A 19,378-nucleotide genomic window follows, 5' to 3' on the forward strand; every position below is an offset into this window, starting at 1 on the left:
ACGCCCAGTACGCGAACGCCCCGGCAGCACGCCCGGGCACGGCACCGGACGCCGCGGGCTCGGCCGACAAGATCCGAAAGAGACGGCCCAGCCCCTCCGGCCCCCGCGGCCCTGCGGCGCCCGGGGCCGTGCCGGGCCCGGTTGCGATCCGGGATCCCCGTTGAAGTTTTCGCGACGAACGGTGACGGAGTGCGTGCGTTATGTGATGTGCTGGGGACAGGTCGCGGCGTTCGGGGGAGCGAGGGAGGGGAGCAGGGGTATGGGTGCGGAGCAGATCAGGCGTTGGGAGTCGGGTGCGCTCGCGCACGCGGTGACCGACCCCTTCGGCCAGGGCCCCCTGCCGTGGCTCCGGGGGAGCGAGCTCTACTACGACGACAACGGCCAGGTCGTGCCCTGGTACGTGGACCCGGCGGTCGCCGCCGGGCCGGGGCAGCAGATCCCCCGCGCCCGGAGCGCGGGCGGCCCCCGCACCGCCGACGACGTGCACCGGCAGATCAAGGGGTTCACCTCCACCGGAGCCGTCGCGCCCGGTGAGGCCATCGACTTCCACATCACCGTGGATCCGCCCCAGCAGTTCTCCGTGGACGTCTACCGCATCGGGCACTACGGCGGCGACGGCGCCTCCAAGATCACCACCAGCCCCCGGCTCTCCGGCATCGTCCAGCCCGCACCGCTGACCGCCGACCGCACCGTCTCCTGTCATCACTGGTGGCTGTCCTGGCGGCTCCAGGTCCCCTCGTACTGGAGCGTCGGCGCCTACGTCGCGGTCCTGACGACCGCCGACGGATACCGCTCGCACATCCCCTTCACGGTGCGCGACGACCACCCGGCCGATCTGCTGCTGCTGATGCCCGACATCACCTGGCAGGCCTACAACCTCTACCCGGAGGACGGCAGGACGGGCGCGAGCCTCTACCACGCCTGGGACGAGGAGGGCCGGCTGCTCGGCGAGCGCGACGCCGCCATCACCGTCTCCTTCGACCGCCCCTACGCGGGTGCGGGCCTGCCCCTGCACGTGGGCCACGCCTACGACTTCATCCGCTGGGCCGAGCGCTACGGCTACGACCTCGCCTATGCCGACGCCCGCGATCTGCACGCCGGCCGCGTCGACCCCACCCGCTACCGCGGCCTGGTCTTCCCCGGGCACGACGAGTACTGGTCCGGGCCCATGCGCCGCACCGTCGAGCGCGCCCGCGACCACGGGACCTCGCTCGTCTTCCTCTCCGCCAACACCATGTACTGGCAGGTCGAGCTCTCCCCCTCGCCCTCCGGAGTCGACGACCGGCTCCTGACCTGCCGAAAACGCCGCGGTCCGGGCCGCCCCAGCCTCTGGCGCGAGGTGGACCGCCCGGAGCAGCAGCTCCTCGGCATCCAGTACGCGGGACGGGTCCCCGAGCCCGCGCCGCTCATCGTGCGCAATGCCACGCACTGGCTCTGGGACTCCACCGGAGCCGTCGAGAACGACGAACTGCCCGGCCTGGTCGCGGGCGAGGCCGACCGGTACTTCCCGCGCACGCAGCTCCCCGAGCACCAGAGCCGGATCCTGCTCGCGCACTCCCCGTACGAGGACGGCGACGGCCACCGCCGCCATCAGGAGACCTCCCTGTACCGGGCTCCCAGCGGCGCGCTCGTCTTCGCCTCCGGCACCTTCGCCTGGTCCCCGGCCCTCGACCGCCCCGGGCACGTGGACGAGCGGGTCCAGCGGGCCACCGCCAACCTCCTCGACCGGATCTGCAAGAGGGACTGACCGGACCCGTTGTCCGAGGTGGCGGGCAGGTGCGGGAGAATGGGCCGCGCGCTCGTACAGAACCACAGGGAGACTCCGTGCCCGGATTCGTCGAAAAGCCCGAGCCGGTCCAGGTGCCCGGCCTCGTCCACCTCCACACCGGCAAGGTCCGCGACCTCTACCGCGACGAGGACGGCCATCTCGTCATGGTCGCCAGTGACCGCATCTCCGCCGCCGACTGGGTGCTGCCCACCGAGATCCCGGACAAGGGCCGGATCCTGACCCAGCTGTCCCTGTGGTGGTTCGACCAGCTCGCGGACATCGTCCCGAACCACGTCATCAGCACCGAGCTGCCCGCCGGCGCCCCCGCCGACTGGGCCGGCCGCGCCCTGGTCTGCCGGAACCTCGCCATGGTCCCCGTCGAGTGCGTGGCCCGCGGCTACCTGACCGGCTCGGGCCTCGCCGAGTACGAGAAGACCCGTACGGTCTGCGGCCTCGGCCTGCCCGAGGGCCTCGTCGACGGCTCCGAGCTGCCCGGCCCGATCTTCACCCCGGCCGCCAAGGCCGAGGTCGGCGAGCACGACGAGAACGTCTCCTACGAAGAGGTCGCCCGCACCCAGGGCGCCGAGACGGCCGCCCTGCTGCGCCGGACCACCCTCGCCGTGTACGGCAGGGCCCGGGACATCGCCCGTGACCGCGGGATCATCCTGGCGGACACCAAGTTCGAGTTCGGCTACGACGAGGACGGCAACCTGGTCGCCGCCGACGAGGTGCTGACCCCGGACTCCTCCCGCTTCTGGCCGGCCGACCTGTGGGAGCCGGGCCACGCCCAGCCTTCCTTCGACAAGCAGTACGTCCGCGACTGGCTGTCCTCCCCGGCCTCCGGCTGGGACTCCAAGGGCGAACTCCCGCCACCCGCCCTCCCGCAGGAGGTCGTGGAGCAGACCCGCTCCCGCTACGTCGAGGCCTACGAGCGCCTCACCGGCCTGACCTGGGCCTGAATCCGCGTTCCGGCCCGGGGGCGTCCCCGGGCCGGAAACGAAAGAAGCCCCGGTCCGAGGACCGGGGCTTCTTCACTGCTGAGCGGACAACGCGACTCGAACGCGCGACATCCACCTTGGCAAGGTGGTGCTCTACCAACTGAGCTATGTCCGCAGGTGCGCCGTAGCGCGAGAACTACTATACCCAACCCCGGGCCCGTGCGAGACGCACCGCCGTGTGCCGGTTCTCGGCGCCCAGCTTCGTGGCCGCCGAGGACAGGTAGTTGCGTACCGTCCCCGGGGAGAGCGAGGCCCGCTCCGCGATCTCCGCGATCGGCGCCCCGTCCCCCGCCAGTTCCAGCACCTCGGCCTCGCGGGCGGTCAGCGGGGAGTCGCCCGCGCTGATCGCGTCGGCCGCCAACTCCGGGTCGACGTAACGGCCTCCGGCGTGCACGGTACGGATCAGCTCGGCCAGCCGCTGCGCCGAGACGGTCTTCGGGGCGAAGGCCCGCACGCCCGCCGCGAGGGCCCGCTTCAGGTGGCCCGGCCGCCCGTGGCTGGTCACGATCATGGTCTTGCAGTCGGGGAGTTCGGCCCGCAGGGCTGTGGCCACGCTCACACCGTCGGACCCCGGCATCTGCAGGTCCAGCACGGCCACGTCCGGCCGGTGGGCCCGCGCCATCGCGAGCGCCTCCGGCCCCGAGGCGGCCTCGGCGACGACCAGCAGATCGTCCTCCAGTCCCAGCAGCGCGGCGAGCGCGCCGCGGATCAGGTGCTCGTCGTCGGCCAGCAGTACGCGTACGGGGCTCATGCCCGCGCCTCCAGTTCTCGGATCGGACCGGCCGCCGCGCCGGGGATCTGCGCCCGCAGCCGGAACCGGCCACCGTCCACCGGGCCGGCCTCCAGCGTGCCGTCCAGCACCGCGAGCCGTTCCCGCAGGCCCGCGAGCCCCGAGCCCGGCGGCCCGGCCGGGGCCTTGGGCGCCCCGTCGTTCTCCACCACCAGCGTCAGCGCGCCCGAGGGGGCGGCAGTCAGCCGGATCACGCAGCTGCGGGCGTCGCCGTGCCGCAGCACGTTCGTCGTCGCCTCGCGCACCACCCAGCCGAGCGCCGACTGGGCCTCGGCGGGCAGCTCGCCGCCCTGTTCGTACTCGACCAGGCAGTCCATCCCGGCCGCGTGCAGGACTCCGCGCGCACCCTCCAGCTCCACCGCGAGGTTGGCCTCGCGGTAGCCGCGGACCACGTCGCGGACCTCCTTCTGGGACTCCCGGGCGATCCGCTGCACCTCGATCATCTGGTCGACGGCCTCGGGGCGTTCGCGCCGCGCGAGCTGTACGGCCAGCTCGCTCTTGAGGGCGATCACCGCGAGGTTGCGGCCCATCACGTCGTGCAGGTCCCGGCCGAACCGCAGCCGCTCCTCGGCCACCGCGAGCTGTGCCTGGACCTCGCGGGCCCGGTCCAGCTCGTAGACGGTGTCGAGCAGCCAGCCGGAGAATCCGCAGGCCGCGCTGATCAGGGCGCTGGTCAGCAGTACTCCGACGGCGAGCCCCGCGGTCTCGCCGGCCGGGATGCCGAAGGCGAGGGACGCCAGGGCCGTGTAGGCGGCCGCGGCCGGTGCCACGTAGCGCATCTGGCGGACCTTGGGCAGGCACAGGACGAGAGTGCCGCTGGCGAAGCAGGTCATTCCGGCGAGGAGGGCCGGGCCCGTCGCCGGGTCGCCGGTGAACCCGGCGGCCCGCAGGCCGAGGACGCCCAGGGTGGCGGCGGCGGTCAGGGCGGTGACGGCGACCGCGAGCCGCACCGGGCGCTCGCGCCGCCCCAGGATCCAGTCGAGCGACCGGGCGGAGAGGAAGCCGACGAGGACGGAGTGCGCGCACACCGTGAGGAAGAGGGCGACCGGCACGACCGGGGAGCCCTTTCCGCCCGTCGAGCCCAGCACGGCCAGTCCGATCGACACGATCTCGAGGGCCACGAAGAAGTGGAACGACCAGCGCGTGTACAGCTCGACCTTCCCCGCGCTGCTGCGGTTCTTCCACCAGCCGCTGAGTTTCATGGCCCCAGTCTCGCGGGCCCCGGGCCGCGGCGGCCATGACACCTGTCATGGATCTCGGAGGCCACCGATAACCCGGGACATACGGCGGACATGCGCCGGAGATACGACAAAGGCCCCGGTCGATGACCGGGGCCTTCATACGCTGAGCGGACGACGCGACTCGAACGCGCGACATCCACCTTGGCAAGGTGGTGCTCTACCAACTGAGCTACGTCCGCATGCTTCCCACGACAAAACTGCCGTGCGATGCGTGCATCACTCTACCTGATCCACAACCGTGGTCGGTAAAGCGAGCAGAGCGGGTGACAGGGATCGCACACTGCGCCTCCCCCCTGGAAGGGGGGTGTTCTGCTACTGAACTACACCCGCACGACTTCGGGGTCCGGCCTCTCGGCCGCGCCCCTTGGCGTGATCCACACACTAGCGGACCGGTAGGGGTGGATGGCAAATCGGCTCTCAGTGAGCCGCGTTGTACTCCTCGTAGACCTTCTTGGGGATGCGCCCGCGCGGCGGGACGTCGAGCTGGTTGGAGCGGGCCCAGGCCCGGACCACTGCGGGGTCGGGGGCGATGGCGGTGTGCTTGAAGGTCTTCCCCGAGCGGGCCTGCCGGCGGCCGGCGGCCACGAAGGGGGCCAGGCTCTTCCGGAGTTTCTTTGCGTTGGCCACATTGAGGTCGATCTCGTACGACTTACCGTCCAGCCCGAAGACGACCGTTTCCGATGCATCTCCGCCATCGATGTCGTCGGAGATCGTGACTACTACGCGCTGCGCCACGGATATCGGTCCCTTCGCGCGACGCCGCTCCCGCTGACGTGCGCGGACGGAGCGGTGATGTCGCCTGTGTGGATGTATCGGAAGAATGCATCTTTCTGGCGTCTCCGTTGCACCGGAAAATGCCGGTGCGACGGAGGAATCCTTTGTACCCCGATTCTCATTGCATTGCGAAGCCCAGTTAATTATCTCCGCGTGTCCCGCCGCAATCCCGGGCGCGTGGTTTTCCGGCGGATTTTGCGAAGCGTTGGTGAAGCCGAAACGGCGTGGAGGATCATACAAGAGAGAAATCTACCCGCGTAGAAATTTCCTCCAGGTACGCTGAGGGAACCGCCTTCGCACCAACCACCTCATCGGGAGTGCCAGTGGCACGCGTCGTAGTCGACGTCATGCTCAAGCCGGAGATCCTCGACCCCCAGGGCCAGGCGGTGCAGCGTGCACTGCCGCGCCTGGGCTTCGAAGGGATCGCCGACGTCCGCCAGGGGAAGCGCTTCGAACTGGAAGTGGAGGGACCGGTCGACCAGGCCGCCCTCGACCGCATCCACAAGATGGCCGAGACCTTCCTCGCCAACACCGTCATCGAAGACTTCACCGTGAAGGTCGAGGCCTGACGGTGACCACTCGCATCGGAGTCGTCACGTTCCCCGGAACGCTCGACGACCGTGACTCTCTGCGCGCCGTGCGCCTCGCGGGAGCCGAGCCCGTATCGCTCTGGCACCGCGACAAGGACCTCCACCAGGTCGACGCGGTCGTCCTCGCGGGCGGCTTCTCCTACGGGGACTACCTGCGCGCCGGAGCCATCTCCCGCTTCTCGCCGGTGATGGAGAGCATCATCGAGCAGGCCAGGGGCGGCATGCCCGTCCTCGGCATCTGCAACGGCTTCCAGATCCTCACCGAGGCGCACCTGCTGCCGGGGGCGATGCTCCGCAACAACCACCTGCACTTCATCTGCCGCGACCAGAAGCTGCGGGTGGAGAACACGGAGACCGCCTGGACCGGCGACTACACCGCCGGCGAGGAGATCTCCGTACCGCTCAAGAACATGGACGGCCGCTACGTGGCCGACGAGCGGGTGCTGGACGAACTGGAGGCCGAAGGCCGCGTGGCCTTCCGGTACGTCGACGTGAACCCGAACGGCTCGCTGCGCGACATCGCCGGCATCACCAACGCCGCGGGCAACGTCGTCGGCCTCATGCCGCACCCCGAGCACGCGGTCGAGCCGCTGATCGGGACGGGCCGCACCGACGGCCTCCCGTTCTTCACCTCGGTCCTGAAGAAGCTGGTCAGCGCATGAGCCTCGACACCGTCAAGAACGCCACCGAGACCCCGGACGCCTCCCAGCCCTGGAAGGAACTCGGCCTCAAGGAGGACGAGTACGCCCGGATCCGCGAGATCCTCGACCGCCGTCCCACCGGCGCCGAGCTCGCCATGTACTCCGTCATGTGGTCCGAGCACTGCTCGTACAAGAGCAGCAAGGTCCACCTGAAGCAGTTCGGCGAGAAGGTGCCGCAGAACGACGCCATGCTCGTCGGCATCGGCGAGAACGCCGGAGTCGTCGACGTCGGCCAGGGGTACGCGGTCACCTTCAAGGTCGAGTCGCACAACCACCCGTCGTACATCGAGCCCTACCAGGGCGCGGCCACCGGCATCGGCGGCATCGTCCGCGACATCCTCGCCATGGGCGCCCGCCCGATCGCGGTCGTCGACCCGCTCCGCTTCGGCGCGGCCGACCACCCCGACACCAAGCGCGTCCTGCCGGGCGTCGTCGCGGGCATCGGCGGCTACGGAAACTGCCTCGGCCTGCCGAACATCGGCGGCGAGGTCGTCTTCGACGCCTGCTACCAGGGCAACCCCCTCGTCAACGCCGGCTGCATCGGCGTCATGAAGCACGAGGACATCCACCTCGCCAAGGCCTCCGGCCCCGGCAACAAGGTCATCCTCTACGGCGCCCGCACGGGCGGCGACGGCATCGGCGGCGTGTCCGTCCTCGCCTCGGAGACCTTCGACGACACGAAGCCGACCAAGCGTCCGGCGGTCCAGGTCGGCGACCCCTTCCAGGAGAAGCTCCTCATCGAGTGCACCCTGGAGATCTTCAAGGAGAAGCTGGTCGCGGGCATCCAGGACCTCGGCGGCGCCGGGCTCTCCTGCGCCACGAGCGAGCTCGCCTCCGCCGGCACCGGCGGCATGCGCGTCGACCTCGACACCGTCCCGCTGCGCGACGCCACGCTCTCGCCCGAGGAAATCCTCATGAGCGAGTCGCAGGAGCGCATGTGCGCGATCGTCGAACCGCAGTACGTGGACCGCTTCATGGAGATCTGCGAGAAGTGGGACGTCATCGCCACCGTCATCGGTGAGGTGACCGAGGGCGACCACCTGGAGATCTACTGGCACGGCGAGCTCATCGTAGACGTGCCCCCGGGCACCGTCGCCCACGAGGGCCCGACCTACCACCGCCCGTACGCCCGCCCGGTGTGGCAGGACGCGCTCCAGGCCGACGACGCGGGCAAGCTGCCCCGCCCGCAGACCTCCGAGGAGCTCCGCGCGCAGGTCCTGGCCCTGGTCTCGTCGCCGAACCAGGCCTCGAAGTCCTGGATCACCGACCAGTACGACCGCTTCGTCCAGGGCAACACGGTGCTCTCGCAGCCCGAGGACGCCGGCATGGTCCGCATCGACGAGGAGACCAACCTCGGCGTGGCCATGTCCACGGACGGCAACGGCCGTTACGCCAAGCTCGACCCCTACACGGGTGCGCAGCTCGCACTGGCGGAGTCCTACCGCAACGTGGCCGCGACCGGCGCCAAGCCCCTCGCGATCTCCGACTGCCTCAACTTCGGCTCCCCCGAGGACCCGGACGTCATGTGGCAGTTCGCCGAGGCCACCCGCGGACTCGCGGACGGCTGCCTGGAGCTGGGCACCCCGGTGACCGGCGGCAACGTCTCCCTCTACAACCAGACGGGCGACATCGCCATCCACCCGACCCCGGTCGTGGCGGTGCTCGGCGTGATCGACGACGTCAACCGCCGTACGCCGATGGCGTTCGCGGAGGCCGGCCAGCTGCTGTACCTGCTCGGCGACACCGCCGAGGAGTTCGGCGGCTCCGCCTGGTCCGAGGTGGTCCACCAGCACCTCGGCGGCATGCCGCCCAAGGTGGACCTGGGCCGCGAGAAGCTCCTCGCGGAGATCCTGATCTCGGCCTCGCGCGACGGCATGATCGACGCCGCGCACGACCTGTCCGACGGCGGCCTGATCCAGGCGCTCACCGAGTCCTGCCTCAAGGGCGGCAACGGTGCGCGGATCGTCGTGCCCGAGGCGCTGGACGCCTTCACCTTCCTGTTCTCCGAGTCCGCGGGCCGGGCCATCGTGGCCGTCCCGCGCAGCGAGGAGCTCCGCTTCACCGACATGTGCGGTGCGCGGGGTCTGCCGGCCACCCGGATCGGTGTGGTCGACGGCGAGGAGATCGAGGTCCAGGGCGAGTTCACCCTCCCCCTGACCGAGCTCCGCACCGCCCACGAGGCCACGATCCCGGCCCTGCTCGCCTGAGCCGCCACCCGTCGTGACCACCGAGCCCCCGTCCGGAACCGATCCGGGCGGGGGCTCGTCCGTTCCGGCAGGGCGTGCGCACCGGGTGCGCAGGAGCCGGGGCGGCGTAAGGTCGGCTCCATGCCTCCCGCGAAGAAGAAGCCGCGCACCTACGACCCGGCCCGGACCCGTACGGCCGTCCTCGCGCAGTTCGGGCATGTGCGCGATGCCGTACGGGAGTTGGAGCCGGAGCGGCTCGCCCTCCCCAGCGGGGTCGGGGACTGGTCCGTCGCCGAGCTGGCCGCGCACATCGCGTGGATCGCCGACTCGCTGGCCGCCGGCCTCGCCCGGCCCCCGGCCGCCGTCGCCGAGCTGTCCGCCGCCGAGTGGCCGTTCGCGACGGCCTCGCTCGCGGGGAAGATCGCGGAGGCCGCGAAGGAGACCCTGGAGGGCGCCCCGCTCGCCGAGCTCTTCGACCGGGCCGGCGCCCGCCTGGCCGAGGCGCTCGACGCGAACCCGGGCAGCCGCGTGCTGGACCTGTGGATCGGGGCCATGACCCTGGCCGACTTCCTGGTCACCCGGACGGTGGAGCTCGTCGTCCACACCGACGACCTGCGCCGGGCCACCGGACTGGACATCCCCGTGGACCGCCAGGCCCTGGCCGCCTGCACCCGGCTGCTCGCCGACGCCCTCGCCCTCAAGGCCCCGGGCGGGGCGGTGGAGTTCCGGGTCCCGCCGTTCGCCGTGGTGCAGTGCGTCGAGGGGCCCCGGCACACCCGCGGCACCCCGCCGAACGTGGTGGAGACCGACCCGCTGACCTGGATCAGGCTCGCCACCGGCCGCACGAGCTGGGCCGCAGCGCTGGACGAGGCGCAGGTCAGGGCCAGCGGCGAGCGGGCCGACCTCTCGGCGCTGCTCCCCCTGATGAGCTGATCCGGGAACCGGTTCGCGGCCGGCCGCGTCCCACCGGCATGCGTACGCTGCCGCTCCTCCCCGCCGCCCTGGTCGCCGTACTCGCGCTGTCCGCCACCGCCACCGCCTGCGGTGACGGCGGGGGCGCGCGGGGGACGCTCCCGCTCCAGGACTTCTCCGGACCCTGGTCGGTCGAGAGCCTGACCGTCGACGGCAAGACCCTGGCGGCCCCCGCGGCCGCCCGGCTGTCCGTGGAGCGCGGCAAGGGCAACGAGGCCGAGGCCACCGGGAACTACGGCTGCAACGGCTTCACCGCCGCGGTGGTCTTCGACTCGGCGGCCGCCATCACCGTGTCGCCCGGCGTCCACACCGAGACGGCCTGCCCCGACCTGCCGTTCGAGACGGCCTTCGCCCGGCTGTTCACGGGCCGGCTCACCGTGGAACGGAGCCCGGAGAAGATCACGTTGAAGGCCCCGGACGGGAACGCGATCGCCCTGAGCTCGAAGCCCCCGGCCCCCGCCGCCCCGCTCGTCGCCACGCAGTGGACCGTCGATTCCCTGATCGCGGGGGAGAGCGCCGCCTCGGTCCCGGCCGACGCGGCGGGCCGGGCCCGCTTCACCTTGGCAGCGGACGGCACGGCGAGCGGCAGCCTCGGCTGCAACCGCTTCAACGCGACGGCCGCCGTCGAGGGGAACCGGCTCACCTTCGGCCCCCTCACCATCACCCGGATGGCCTGTGAGGGCGGCCCCGGAGAGGTGGAGCGGGCCCTCACCGAGCTGTTCGGCTCCGGCCCGCTCGACTGGAGGATCCAGGGCGACACCCTCACGCTCACGGCGCCCGGTCCGGCCAGGGCCCTCACCGCGAAGGCCGCCTCGGCCGTCGAGTGACCCCGACCCTCGGGCGGGCGCGGTCCCGCCGTCCTTCGACGAACGACATCGCCATCGGCTTTCCACAGGCTGTGGACCGCGCCGCCGGGCCGGGGCGGGTGATCAGTGGGTGATCAGGCCGGGTACGGGAGCAGCCCCGCGTCCGTCTTCTCCCAGGCCGCGCGGAGTTCGGCCAGCCGGGCCGGCTCCAGTGCCGCCTTGTCGGCCTGTTCGCGGATGTCCCCGGCCAGGTTGAAGAGCTGGTCGCGGCCCGCCTTGCCGCGGTAGTACTTCCAGTCGCCGCGGCGCAGCGCCCGCTCCCCGCGCACCCGCCAGAACAGGTTGCGCTCGGCGATCTTCTCGCCGCGCAGCAGGTATCCGGCGAGGCTGACCCCGTCCAGCGGGTACGCCGGGTTCGCGCGGGCGCCCGCCACTTCCAGCAGGGTGGCCGTCCAGTCCGGGGTGAAGACGGGGACGCGGCTGACCTGGCCGCCGTCGAGCCGGGCGGGCCAGCGCACGATGGTCGGGACCCGGATGCCGCCCTCCTGGAGGGAGGCCTTGTTGCCGGAGAGCGGCCAGTTGTAGGAGAAGCGCTCGCCGCCGTTGTCGCTGGCGAAGAAGACCAGGGTGTCCTCCTCCTGGCCGGAGCGCTTCAGGGCCTTCAGGACCTCGCCGATCGAGCGGTCGAGGTCCTCCACCATCTGCCGGTACTTCTCGACGGACCCGCCGTCCTGGTGCCACAGGGCCCGGCCGTCGCCGGCCTTGATCCGGCGGGTGACCTCGGCGCTCTCCTCGGTGTCGCCGTCGGCTATCCACGGCCAGTGCGGGGTGGTGAAGTTGAGGTTCAGCAGCCAGGGCTTGTCGCCGTGGTCGCGGGAGACGTACTCGCTCGCCCGCTCGGTCAGGATCCGCGTGTAGTACCGCAGGTCCTTGTACTCGGCGTCGCCCTCGTAGAGGTCGTACTCGCCGCCGAGACCGAGCTTGGAGTAGTACTCCAGCGCCCCGCCGAAGTTCCCGAAGAACTCGTCCCAGCCGGACTTGGTCGGGCTGTAGTCGGGCAGGTAGCCGCAGTGCCACTTGCCGATCAGCGCCGTCGCGTACCCGGAGCCGCGCAGCAGCGAGGCCAGCGTCGGGTGGGTCGGCTCCAGGCCGGCCGTCTTGTCGGCGATGGGTTCCGCGAGCCCGCCCTTGGTGCGCCCCGGGTAGCGGCCGGTGTACAGGCTGAAGCGGGTCGGGGAGCAGGTCGCGGAGCCGGAGTAGGCGTCGGTGAAGCGGACGCCCTGGCGGGCGAGCCGGTCCAGGTTCGGGGTCTTGATGTTCGGGGAGCCGTAGGAGGACAGGTCGGCCCAGCCGAGGTCGTCCCCGAGGATGAACAGGATGTTCGGGCGGCGGGAGCGGCGTCCCCGCTCGGCCCGGAACTCCCGTTCCTGCGGGCCCGCGTGGCGGTCTTCGGCGGCGGGCGCCGCCTGGGCCGGGGCGGCGGTGCCCAGCCCCACCGCGGCGGCGGCCGCGGTCGCGCCGACCGCGCCGCCGAAGGCGCGCCGGGACAGGTTGGGTTCGTTCGAGGTCACGGGTACTCCAGAGCAGGGCCCGCCGGCCGTCCGGCACGGGCCGGCTCCGGGCAGCGCGGGACGGCGCAGGGCACGGCGGAGCAAACCCGAACGGAAAGCGGCGGGGAAAGGAGAAAAGGGAAAGGGAAAAGCGGCGCGAGCTACGCGGAACAGCGACAGATGGCGCTGGCGACACGGACGAGGTCCACGTGTCGGCGCACGACGAGGGTGACGGTGCGGTCACCGAGAGGCTGCATGGGCCGGAGCTTGTACGAAACGACAGGCAGCTGTCAACCAGGGCAATCCGGATATTGAGACGACCGGACTCCGAACAGGTTCCGTCACCCTGCGTGCTGTGACATTTCCCGGGCATCCCCAATTCGGACCAGTGGTCGATCTCGCCTACACTCGGGGGCGTGCCTCGTGGTGATGGACGACTCAACCACGACCTGCTCCCCGGCGAAAAGGGCCCCCAGGACGCTTGCGGCGTCTTCGGTGTCTGGGCTCCGGGTGAAGAGGTCGCCAAGCTCACCTACTTCGGACTGTATGCACTGCAGCACCGTGGACAAGAGTCCGCGGGTATCGCTGTGAGCAACGGTTCCCAGATCCTCGTCTTCAAGGACATGGGCCTCGTTTCCCAAGTCTTCGACGAAACCTCTCTCGGCTCGCTCCAGGGTCATATCGCGGTCGGTCACGCCCGCTACTCGACCACTGGCGCCTCCGTCTGGGAGAATGCTCAGCCGACCTTCCGCGCGACCGCCCACGGCTCCATTGCCCTGGGTCACAACGGCAACCTGGTGAACACCGCCGAGTTGGCCGGAATGGTCGCCGACCTCCCCCGTCAGGACGGCCGCGCCACCCAGGTGGCGGCCACCAACGACACCGACCTGGTCACCGCCCTGCTGGCCGGCCAGACGGACGACGACGGCAAGCCCCTGACCATCGAGGAGTCGGCCACCAAGGTCCTCCCGAAGGTGAAGGGCGCCTTCTCGCTCGTCTTCATGGACGAGGGCACGCTCTACACCGCCCGTGACCCGCAGGGCATCCGCCCGCTGGTCCTCGGCCGCCTGGAGCGCGGCTGGGTCGTGGCGAGCGAGACCGCCGCCCTGGACATCTGCGGCGCCAGCTTCGTCCGCGAGGTCGAGCCGGGCGAGCTGATCGCGATCGACGAGAACGGTCTCCGGACCTCTCGTTTCGCGGAAGCAAAGCCCAAGGGCTGTGTCTTCGAGTACGTCTACCTGGCGCGCCCGGACACCGACATCGCCGGCCGGAACGTCTACCTCTCGCGTGTCGAGATGGGCCGGCGCCTGGCCAAGGAAGCCCCGGCCGATGCCGACCTGGTGATATCGACACCGGAATCGGGCACGCCCGCCGCCGTCGGCTACGCCGAGGCCAGCGGGATCCCGTACGGGGTCGGCCTGGTCAAGAACGCCTACGTGGGCCGGACCTTCATCCAGCCCTCGCAGACGATCCGCCAGCTCGGCATCCGTCTCAAGCTCAACCCCCTCAAGGAAGTCATCCGGGGCAAGCGCCTGGTGGTCGTCGACGACTCGATCGTCCGCGGCAACACCCAGCGCGCCCTGGTCAAGATGCTCCGCGAGGCCGGCGCGGCGGAGGTCCACATCCGGATCTCCTCGCCGCCGGTGAAGTGGCCGTGCTTCTTCGGCATCGACTTCGCCACCCGGGCCGAGCTGATCGCCAACGGCATGACGGTCGACGAGATCGCCACGTCGATGGGCGCGGACTCGCTCTCGTACATCTCGCTCGACTCGATGATCGAGGCGACCACCATCCAGAAGCCCAACCTCTGCCGTGCCTGCTTCGACGGCGAGTACCCCATGGAGCTGCCCGACCCGCAGCTCCTGGGCAAGCAGCTCCTGGAATCGGAGCTGGCCGGCGGCACCGACGCCGCCGACGCCCTCCGGCGTCCGTAGGGCCCGAGGCAACGCCGCGGTGCGCGGGCTCTCACGAGCCCGCGCACCGGGGCACCTCCCCGCCCCCCTCATCCTGCTCAACCTGCGCGGGGCCTTCCTTTCAGGCTTTTCCAGGGCCTCGCACCACACGCAGCAACGACACGAAAGCTCTCTCCTGTCATGACAGAGAAGACCACCGGTGCCAGCTACGCAGCCGCGGGCGTGGACATCGACGCGGGAGACCGCGCCGTCGAGCTGATGAAGGAGTGGGTGAAGAAGACGCAGCGCCCCGAGGTCCTCGGCGGCCTCGGCGGTTTCGCCGGCCTCTTCGACGCCTCCGCCCTCAAGCGCTACGAGCGCCCCCTGCTCGCCTCGGCCACCGACGGGGTCGGCACCAAGGTGGACATCGCCCGGCGCATGGGCGTCTACGACACCATCGGCCACGACCTCGTCGCGATGGTCATGGACGACATCGTCGTGTGCGGTGCCGAGCCGCTCTTCATGACCGACTACATCTGCGTCGGCAAGGTTCACCCCGAGCGTGTCGCGGCCATCGTCAAGGGCATCGCCGAGGGCTGCGTGCTGGCCGGCTGCGCCCTGGTCGGCGGCGAGACCGCCGAGCACCCCGGCCTGCTGGGCCCGGAGGACTTCGACGTGGCGGGCGCCGGCACCGGCGTCGTCGAGTACGACCGCCTGCTGGGTGCGGACCGCATCCGCGAGGGCGACGCCGTCATCGCGATGGCCTCGTCCGGTCTTCACTCGAACGGGTACTCGCTGGTCCGCCACGTCCTCTTCGACCGGGCCGGAATGTCCCTGGAGAGCCACGTCGAGGAGCTCGGCCGGACCCTCGGCGAGGAGCTGCTGGAGCCCACCAAGATCTACTCGCTGGACTGCATGGCCCTCACCCGCACGGCCGACGTGCACGCGTACTCCCACATCACGGGCGGCGGCCTCGCGGCCAACCTCGCCCGGGTGATCCCGGACCACCTGCACGCCACGGTCGACCGCTCGACCTGGACCCCGGGCGCGATCTTCGACCTGGTCGGCAAGGCCGGCCAGGTGGAGCGCCTGGAGCTGGAGAAGACCCTGAACATGGGCGTCGGCATGATGGCCGTGGTCCCGCAGGAGTCGGTGGACGTGGCCCTGACCGCCCTGGCCGACCGGGGTGTCGAGGCCTGGGTCGCGGGCGAGATCCTGGACCGCGGCGACCACGCCGAGGGCGCCACGATGACCGGTGACTACGCGGGCTGACCGGCGTGGGGAGCCGGCCACCACCGGCTCCCACGGGGGCTCCCCGTGGGGCTCCCACCTGCGCGAACAGCACGGAAACCCGGCCCGGGGCGATGCCCTGGACCGGGTTTCCGTGCATGTGAAGCTGTGTGCCGCGCTTGAGGATCAGCGCACCGCGAGTTCGACGCCGATGGGCGCGTCAAGCACCGCGACGGTAGACGGACGGACCGGACTCTTCGTCCTCGTCGTCGTCATCGCTGTTGTAGCGCTCCGCGTACTTGGCGTACGGGTCGTCCTCGTCATCATCATCAAGCTCGTCATCGACGACCGGCTCGCTGACAGGCAGCGGTTCCGTGTGCGATGCGCCCAGCTCATTGGCCAGACGCGACAAGTCAGTCCCGCCGCTGCTGTACTTCAGCTGGCGGGCGACCTTCGTCTGCTTGGCCTTTGCCCGGCCGCGCCCCATGGCTCGACCCCCTCGGTGACGGGGCTCGACGGCCCCAGAGTCTGACACGCGTTCATGGTTCGGAGCGGGCTCTCCGTGGAGAGACCGTCCGTAGGGGTTTAACGGTACCTGCTTCCGCGGCCATACGGTACGCCGCCCGCATGACGCGCCCCGGTGCAGTACCAGCAAGGCGCCCCGTCCTCGCTGGTCAGCTGCGATTTTAGCCGTTTCCTGACGGGCGACCCGCCGAAGCGCAGTGAGTTCCGTCTCGCTGCGCCCCCGCGGGCCGCCCAGAAGCCCCGTAAGGGCCCCGTGAGGGTCGGGAGGGTCAGACGGTGCGCGCCCCGCTGCGGGCGTCCGCCATCCGCTGCTCGGCGATGCGGTCGGCCGCCGCGGCCGGCGGAATCCCGTCCGCCTTCGCACGTGCGAAGATCTCCAGCGTGGTGTCGAAGATCTTCGTGGCCTTCGCCTTGCACCGGTCGAAGTCGAAGCCGCGCAGCTCGTCGGCGACCTGGATGACCCCGCCCGCGTTGACCACGTAGTCCGGCGCGTAGAGGATCCCGCGGTCCGCGAGGTCCTTCTCGATGCCGGGGTGGGCGAGCTGGTTGTTCGCCGCGCCGCAGACGATCTTCGCGGTGAGTGCGGGCACCGAGTCGTCGTTCAGGGCCCCGCCGAGCGCGCAGGGGGCGTAGATGTCCAGGCCCTCCACGCGGATCAGCGCCTCGGTGTCGGCGACGGCGGTCACCTTGCCGGGGTGCTTGTCGAGGATCCGCTGCACGGACTCGGTGCGGACGTCCGTGATGACGACCTCGGCGCCGTCCTCCAGCAGGTGCTCCACCAGGTGGTGGCCGACCTTGCCGACGCCCGCGACGGCGACCTTGCGGCCGCGCAGGGTCGGGTCGCCCCACAGGTGCTGGGCGCTGGCGCGCATGCCCTGGAAGACGCCGAAGGCGGTGAGGACGGAGGAGTCGCCGGCGCCGCCGTTCTCGGGGGAGCGGCCGGTCGCCCAGCGGGTCTCGCGGGCCACGACGTCCATGTCGGCCACGTAGGTGCCGACGTCGCAGGCGGTCACGTACCGGCCGCCGAGGGACTCCACGAACCGGCCGTAGGCCAGCAGCAGTTCCTCGGACTTCAAGACGTCGGGGTCGCCGATGATGACGGCCTTGCCGCCGCCGAGGTCGAGTCCGGCGAGCGCGTTCTTGTACGACATGCCGCGCGAGAGGTTCAGCGCGTCGAGGACGGCCTCCTCGTCCGAGGCGTACGCGTGGAACCGGGTTCCGCCGAGGGCGGGGCCCAGGGCGGTGGAGTGGATCGCGATGACGGCCTTCAGGCCGGAGGCTCGGTCCTGGCACAGCACGACTTGCTCGTGGCCGCCCTGTTCGCTGCGGAACAGGGTGTGCAGGACGCCGTCGGTCATTTCGGTCACGGTGGTGACTCCCATGGAAGAGATGCGGCGGGAAAGACGCCCGCCCTGCGGGTGGGGGAGGGCGCGCTGGGAGCAGCGTAAGACCTCGGGGGCCCGGCGAACCTCCCGGTCCGGAGATCGGGACACTCAGGGGTTGGGGGCAGGTGGGTGACCGCCCGCCGGAGTAGCGCCGGGCGGGGCGGGGGAGTACGAGAGCGTGAGCGAATCCCCCGATCCCCGGCTGCCGTCCGCCCGCTCGGCCCCCGCTGTCCCGTACGCCTCCTACCTGCGCGTCTACGAGCCGCTGACGGCCTTTCCGGAGCCCGAGCGCACCCACTGGGCCGACTACGCCCGGCGCGGCGCGGTCCCGACCGCCCAGGACGAACTGCGACGGTCGCTGGTGGACTTGGTCCGGGTCCCGGTGGTCGGCGTCCCGGCGCACGAGAGCGCGGACGCCTTCACCGCCGAGGTCGGCGGGGTCCTGCTGGTCTGCCCCTGGCGTACGAGGCTGCGCGGCTGGCTCGCGCTCCAGGAGCTGGTGGCCGAGTTCCCGCTCCCGGTGCTCGACGCCGCCCTGCCCGCGGCCGCCCGCCGCCGCGCGGCCGAGGAGTACGAGGCCTGGCGCGGGCGCAATCCCGATGCGCGGCCGTGGATCCGCACGGGGGTCTGGCAGGTGCCCCTGCGCTGGTTCGTGCTGGTGTCCGACGAGGAGCGGGAGTACGTGCCGGGCGAGGTGCTGCGCTACCGGACGCCGATGGTGCAGGCCCGGCGCCGGCTCGCGCGCGGGCTGCGGACCCTGCGGGAGGCCGAGGGGTACGGGATGCTCGCCGAGGGCCTGGTGGAGGTCGGGAGCTGGCTGGAGGAGTTCCACCCCCGCGCGATGGTGGAGCTGGACTACGGCGGGCTGCTGCACGCCCTGCCGGCGGAGCGGCTGGACGCCGACCACTCGGCGGCGGACCTGTCGGCGGGGCTCGCGGCCCTGCGGAGCGGGGACCGGGACGGGGCGGCGCGGACGTACGGGGCCCTGGCGGAGCGGTGGCGGGCGGTCCGGGAGAGACTCTTCGCCAACTGAGGCATCCGGTTCCGTTTTTTTCTCCGAGTGACCTGCACGACCCCGGTAGCGACTCCGGAGGCGGTTGTCCATCGGCCGATCGGCCGAGCACGGAGGAGAACGGCCAGCTCAAGGCCAGGATGCCCTCTTTTGGGTCTTTGTTCCGGGACCTACGTCCCGATACGGGCCATTGGCCCAAGCGTGACGGACCGCACTTTCTACACCCTTGCGCCCTTCCCCTACCCTCGTGCCAAAATAGGACAAGGAGTCCGGGGAGGGTTCCTTCCGTCCAACTACGGGCGGAATGCTCGGTATTGCACTCTACGGGGGGTCTGACGACTCCTGATCGCTCTGTGACTGATCGTCACAGTGGGGTGACTGTCCGTTATGGGACGGTCCATCGGCTTCCGCCGCTGATGAACACCTCGGAGGGCAATTCCATCGGTTTGGCCGTCGAGGCTGGACGGATGGTGTAGTTGTAGTGCCGAGGACAAGCCGTTCGTCCTATAACCGACTCGGCCCGCGTATGTCCATTTCGGGCAACGTGGGCCAAGGTGCAGAATTTAGAGGAAAGAACCGAGATGGTTCGGTTCTCCCGAGGAGGCCGCTCATGACCGCTCGCACCCCTGATGCCGAGCCGCTGCTGACCCCGGCTGAGGTTGCCACGATGTTCCGCGTGGACCCGAAGACGGTCACCCGTTGGGCCAAGGCTGGCAAGCTCACGTCCATCCGCACCCTGGGTGGACACCGCCGCTACCGCGAGGCTGAGGTCCGCGCACTGCTTGCGGGAATTCCGCAGCAGCGCAGCGAGGCCTGAGGTTCCGCAGCACGACTTATTGCCGGGTCGATATCGGGTCCCCCAATCCGATGAGACCCACAGAGCTTTGAAACGGCCGGACCTGCCCCAACAGGTTCATCAGTCGTTCGATCGCGCTGGACTCCGCCGGGTCCAGCGCGA

General features: G+C 70.9%; 18 protein-coding genes and 3 tRNA genes. 11 read left to right on the plus strand and 10 right to left on the minus strand.

What is annotated here, in order from left to right; translation table 11 throughout:
* Positions 1-259: 259 nt before the first annotated feature.
* Positions 260-1,747 (plus strand): N,N-dimethylformamidase beta subunit family domain-containing protein, encoded by a 1,488-nt coding sequence (locus ACIA8F_RS01665; RefSeq protein ID WP_399376161.1) that lies wholly within the window; start codon positions 260-262, stop codon positions 1,745-1,747.
* 77 nt (positions 1,748-1,824) lie between these two features.
* Positions 1,825-2,727, plus strand: a complete 903-nt coding sequence (locus tag ACIA8F_RS01670) for a phosphoribosylaminoimidazolesuccinocarboxamide synthase (protein WP_399376162.1) — start codon at positions 1,825-1,827, stop codon at positions 2,725-2,727.
* Between the two features lie 81 nt (positions 2,728-2,808).
* Here ACIA8F_RS01670 and ACIA8F_RS01675 read toward each other — a convergent pair.
* The 6 genes from ACIA8F_RS01675 to ACIA8F_RS01700 all read right to left on the minus strand — a co-directional run bounded on the left by ACIA8F_RS01675 (position 2,809) and on the right by ACIA8F_RS01700 (position 5,532).
* Positions 2,809-2,881, minus strand: a tRNA-Gly gene (locus ACIA8F_RS01675).
* Positions 2,882-2,905: 24 nt separating this feature from the next.
* Positions 2,906-3,517: a response regulator gene (locus tag ACIA8F_RS01680; RefSeq protein ID WP_399376163.1), complete on the minus strand. Its 612-nt coding sequence runs from the start codon at positions 3,515-3,517 to the stop codon at positions 2,906-2,908.
* Complete coding sequence (locus tag ACIA8F_RS01685) at positions 3,514-4,758, minus strand: sensor histidine kinase (RefSeq protein WP_399376164.1); 1,245 nt, start codon at positions 4,756-4,758, stop codon at positions 3,514-3,516. Before ACIA8F_RS01685 ends, ACIA8F_RS01680 begins: the two co-directional genes overlap by 4 nt.
* Positions 4,759-4,903: 145 nt before the next feature.
* Positions 4,904-4,976 (minus strand) — tRNA-Gly (locus ACIA8F_RS01690).
* 79 nt (positions 4,977-5,055) lie between these two features.
* Positions 5,056-5,127 (minus strand) — tRNA-Gly (locus tag ACIA8F_RS01695).
* 87 nt (positions 5,128-5,214) lie between these two features.
* Positions 5,215-5,532, minus strand: coding sequence for an Lsr2 family protein (locus tag ACIA8F_RS01700; protein WP_356511550.1), 318 nt, complete (start codon positions 5,530-5,532; stop codon positions 5,215-5,217).
* Between the two features lie 356 nt (positions 5,533-5,888).
* On the opposite strand from ACIA8F_RS01700, the gene purS reads away from it, so the two are divergent.
* From purS to ACIA8F_RS01725, 5 genes are all read left to right on the plus strand, one after another.
* Complete coding sequence (gene purS, locus ACIA8F_RS01705; RefSeq protein ID WP_008740952.1) at positions 5,889-6,140, plus strand: phosphoribosylformylglycinamidine synthase subunit PurS; 252 nt, start codon at positions 5,889-5,891, stop codon at positions 6,138-6,140.
* A gap of 2 nt (positions 6,141-6,142) precedes the next feature.
* Positions 6,143-6,823 (plus strand): phosphoribosylformylglycinamidine synthase subunit PurQ, encoded by a 681-nt coding sequence (gene purQ, locus ACIA8F_RS01710; protein WP_399376165.1) that lies wholly within the window; start codon positions 6,143-6,145, stop codon positions 6,821-6,823.
* Positions 6,820-9,069 carry a phosphoribosylformylglycinamidine synthase subunit PurL gene (purL, locus tag ACIA8F_RS01715; protein ID WP_399376166.1) on the plus strand — a complete coding sequence of 750 codons (2,250 nt, stop codon included), beginning with the start codon at positions 6,820-6,822 and terminating at the stop codon, positions 9,067-9,069. Before purQ ends, purL begins: the two co-directional genes overlap by 4 nt.
* 120 nt (positions 9,070-9,189) lie before the next feature.
* Positions 9,190-9,981 (plus strand): sterol carrier family protein, encoded by a 792-nt coding sequence (locus tag ACIA8F_RS01720; RefSeq protein WP_399376167.1) that lies wholly within the window; start codon positions 9,190-9,192, stop codon positions 9,979-9,981.
* A gap of 38 nt (positions 9,982-10,019) precedes the next feature.
* Entirely contained in the window at positions 10,020-10,847 is an 828-nt protein-coding gene (locus ACIA8F_RS01725; protein ID WP_399376168.1) for an META domain-containing protein, read from the plus strand.
* Positions 10,848-10,960: 113 nt separating this feature from the next.
* Here the strand turns inward: ACIA8F_RS01725 and ACIA8F_RS01730 are convergent, their stop codons facing one another.
* Both ACIA8F_RS01730 and ACIA8F_RS01735 read right to left on the minus strand, forming a co-directional pair.
* On the minus strand, positions 10,961-12,397 hold the full coding sequence (locus tag ACIA8F_RS01730) for a sulfatase-like hydrolase/transferase (RefSeq protein WP_399376169.1): 1,437 nt from the start codon (positions 12,395-12,397) through the stop codon (positions 10,961-10,963).
* Positions 12,398-12,537: 140 nt separating this feature from the next.
* A complete protein-coding gene (locus ACIA8F_RS01735) occupies positions 12,538-12,633 on the minus strand; it encodes a putative leader peptide (protein ID WP_399376170.1) in 96 nt (31 codons plus the stop codon).
* Positions 12,634-12,792: 159 nt separating this feature from the next.
* Here ACIA8F_RS01735 and purF point away from each other — a divergent pair, with 159 nt between their 5' ends.
* Both purF and purM read left to right on the plus strand, forming a co-directional pair.
* A complete protein-coding gene (purF, locus tag ACIA8F_RS01740; RefSeq protein WP_399376172.1) occupies positions 12,793-14,310 on the plus strand; it encodes an amidophosphoribosyltransferase in 1,518 nt (505 codons plus the stop codon).
* Positions 14,311-14,469: 159 nt separating this feature from the next.
* Complete coding sequence (gene purM / locus ACIA8F_RS01745) at positions 14,470-15,540, plus strand: phosphoribosylformylglycinamidine cyclo-ligase (RefSeq protein ID WP_383951919.1); 1,071 nt, start codon at positions 14,470-14,472, stop codon at positions 15,538-15,540.
* A gap of 178 nt (positions 15,541-15,718) precedes the next feature.
* Here the strand turns inward: purM and ACIA8F_RS01750 are convergent, their stop codons facing one another.
* Together ACIA8F_RS01750 and ACIA8F_RS01755 are read right to left on the minus strand one after the other, a co-directional pair.
* Entirely contained in the window at positions 15,719-15,985 is a 267-nt protein-coding gene (locus ACIA8F_RS01750; protein WP_266878982.1) for a DUF3073 domain-containing protein, read from the minus strand.
* Between the two features lie 307 nt (positions 15,986-16,292).
* Positions 16,293-17,405: a Leu/Phe/Val dehydrogenase gene (locus tag ACIA8F_RS01755; RefSeq protein ID WP_399376174.1), complete on the minus strand. Its 1,113-nt coding sequence runs from the start codon at positions 17,403-17,405 to the stop codon at positions 16,293-16,295.
* A 181-nt stretch (positions 17,406-17,586) separates the two neighbouring features.
* Here ACIA8F_RS01755 and ACIA8F_RS01760 point away from each other — a divergent pair, with 181 nt between their 5' ends.
* Positions 17,587-18,441 carry a hypothetical protein gene (locus ACIA8F_RS01760; protein ID WP_399376175.1) on the plus strand — a complete coding sequence of 285 codons (855 nt, stop codon included), beginning with the start codon at positions 17,587-17,589 and terminating at the stop codon, positions 18,439-18,441.
* Positions 18,442-19,030: 589 nt separating this feature from the next.
* Complete coding sequence (gene bldC / locus ACIA8F_RS01765; protein WP_003949541.1) at positions 19,031-19,237, plus strand: developmental transcriptional regulator BldC; 207 nt, start codon at positions 19,031-19,033, stop codon at positions 19,235-19,237.
* Positions 19,238-19,378: the final 141 nt, after the last annotated feature.

The sequence above is a fragment of the Streptomyces sp. NPDC051563 genome (genome assembly GCF_044454225.1).
GTDB lineage: Bacteria > Actinomycetota > Actinomycetes > Streptomycetales > Streptomycetaceae > Streptomyces.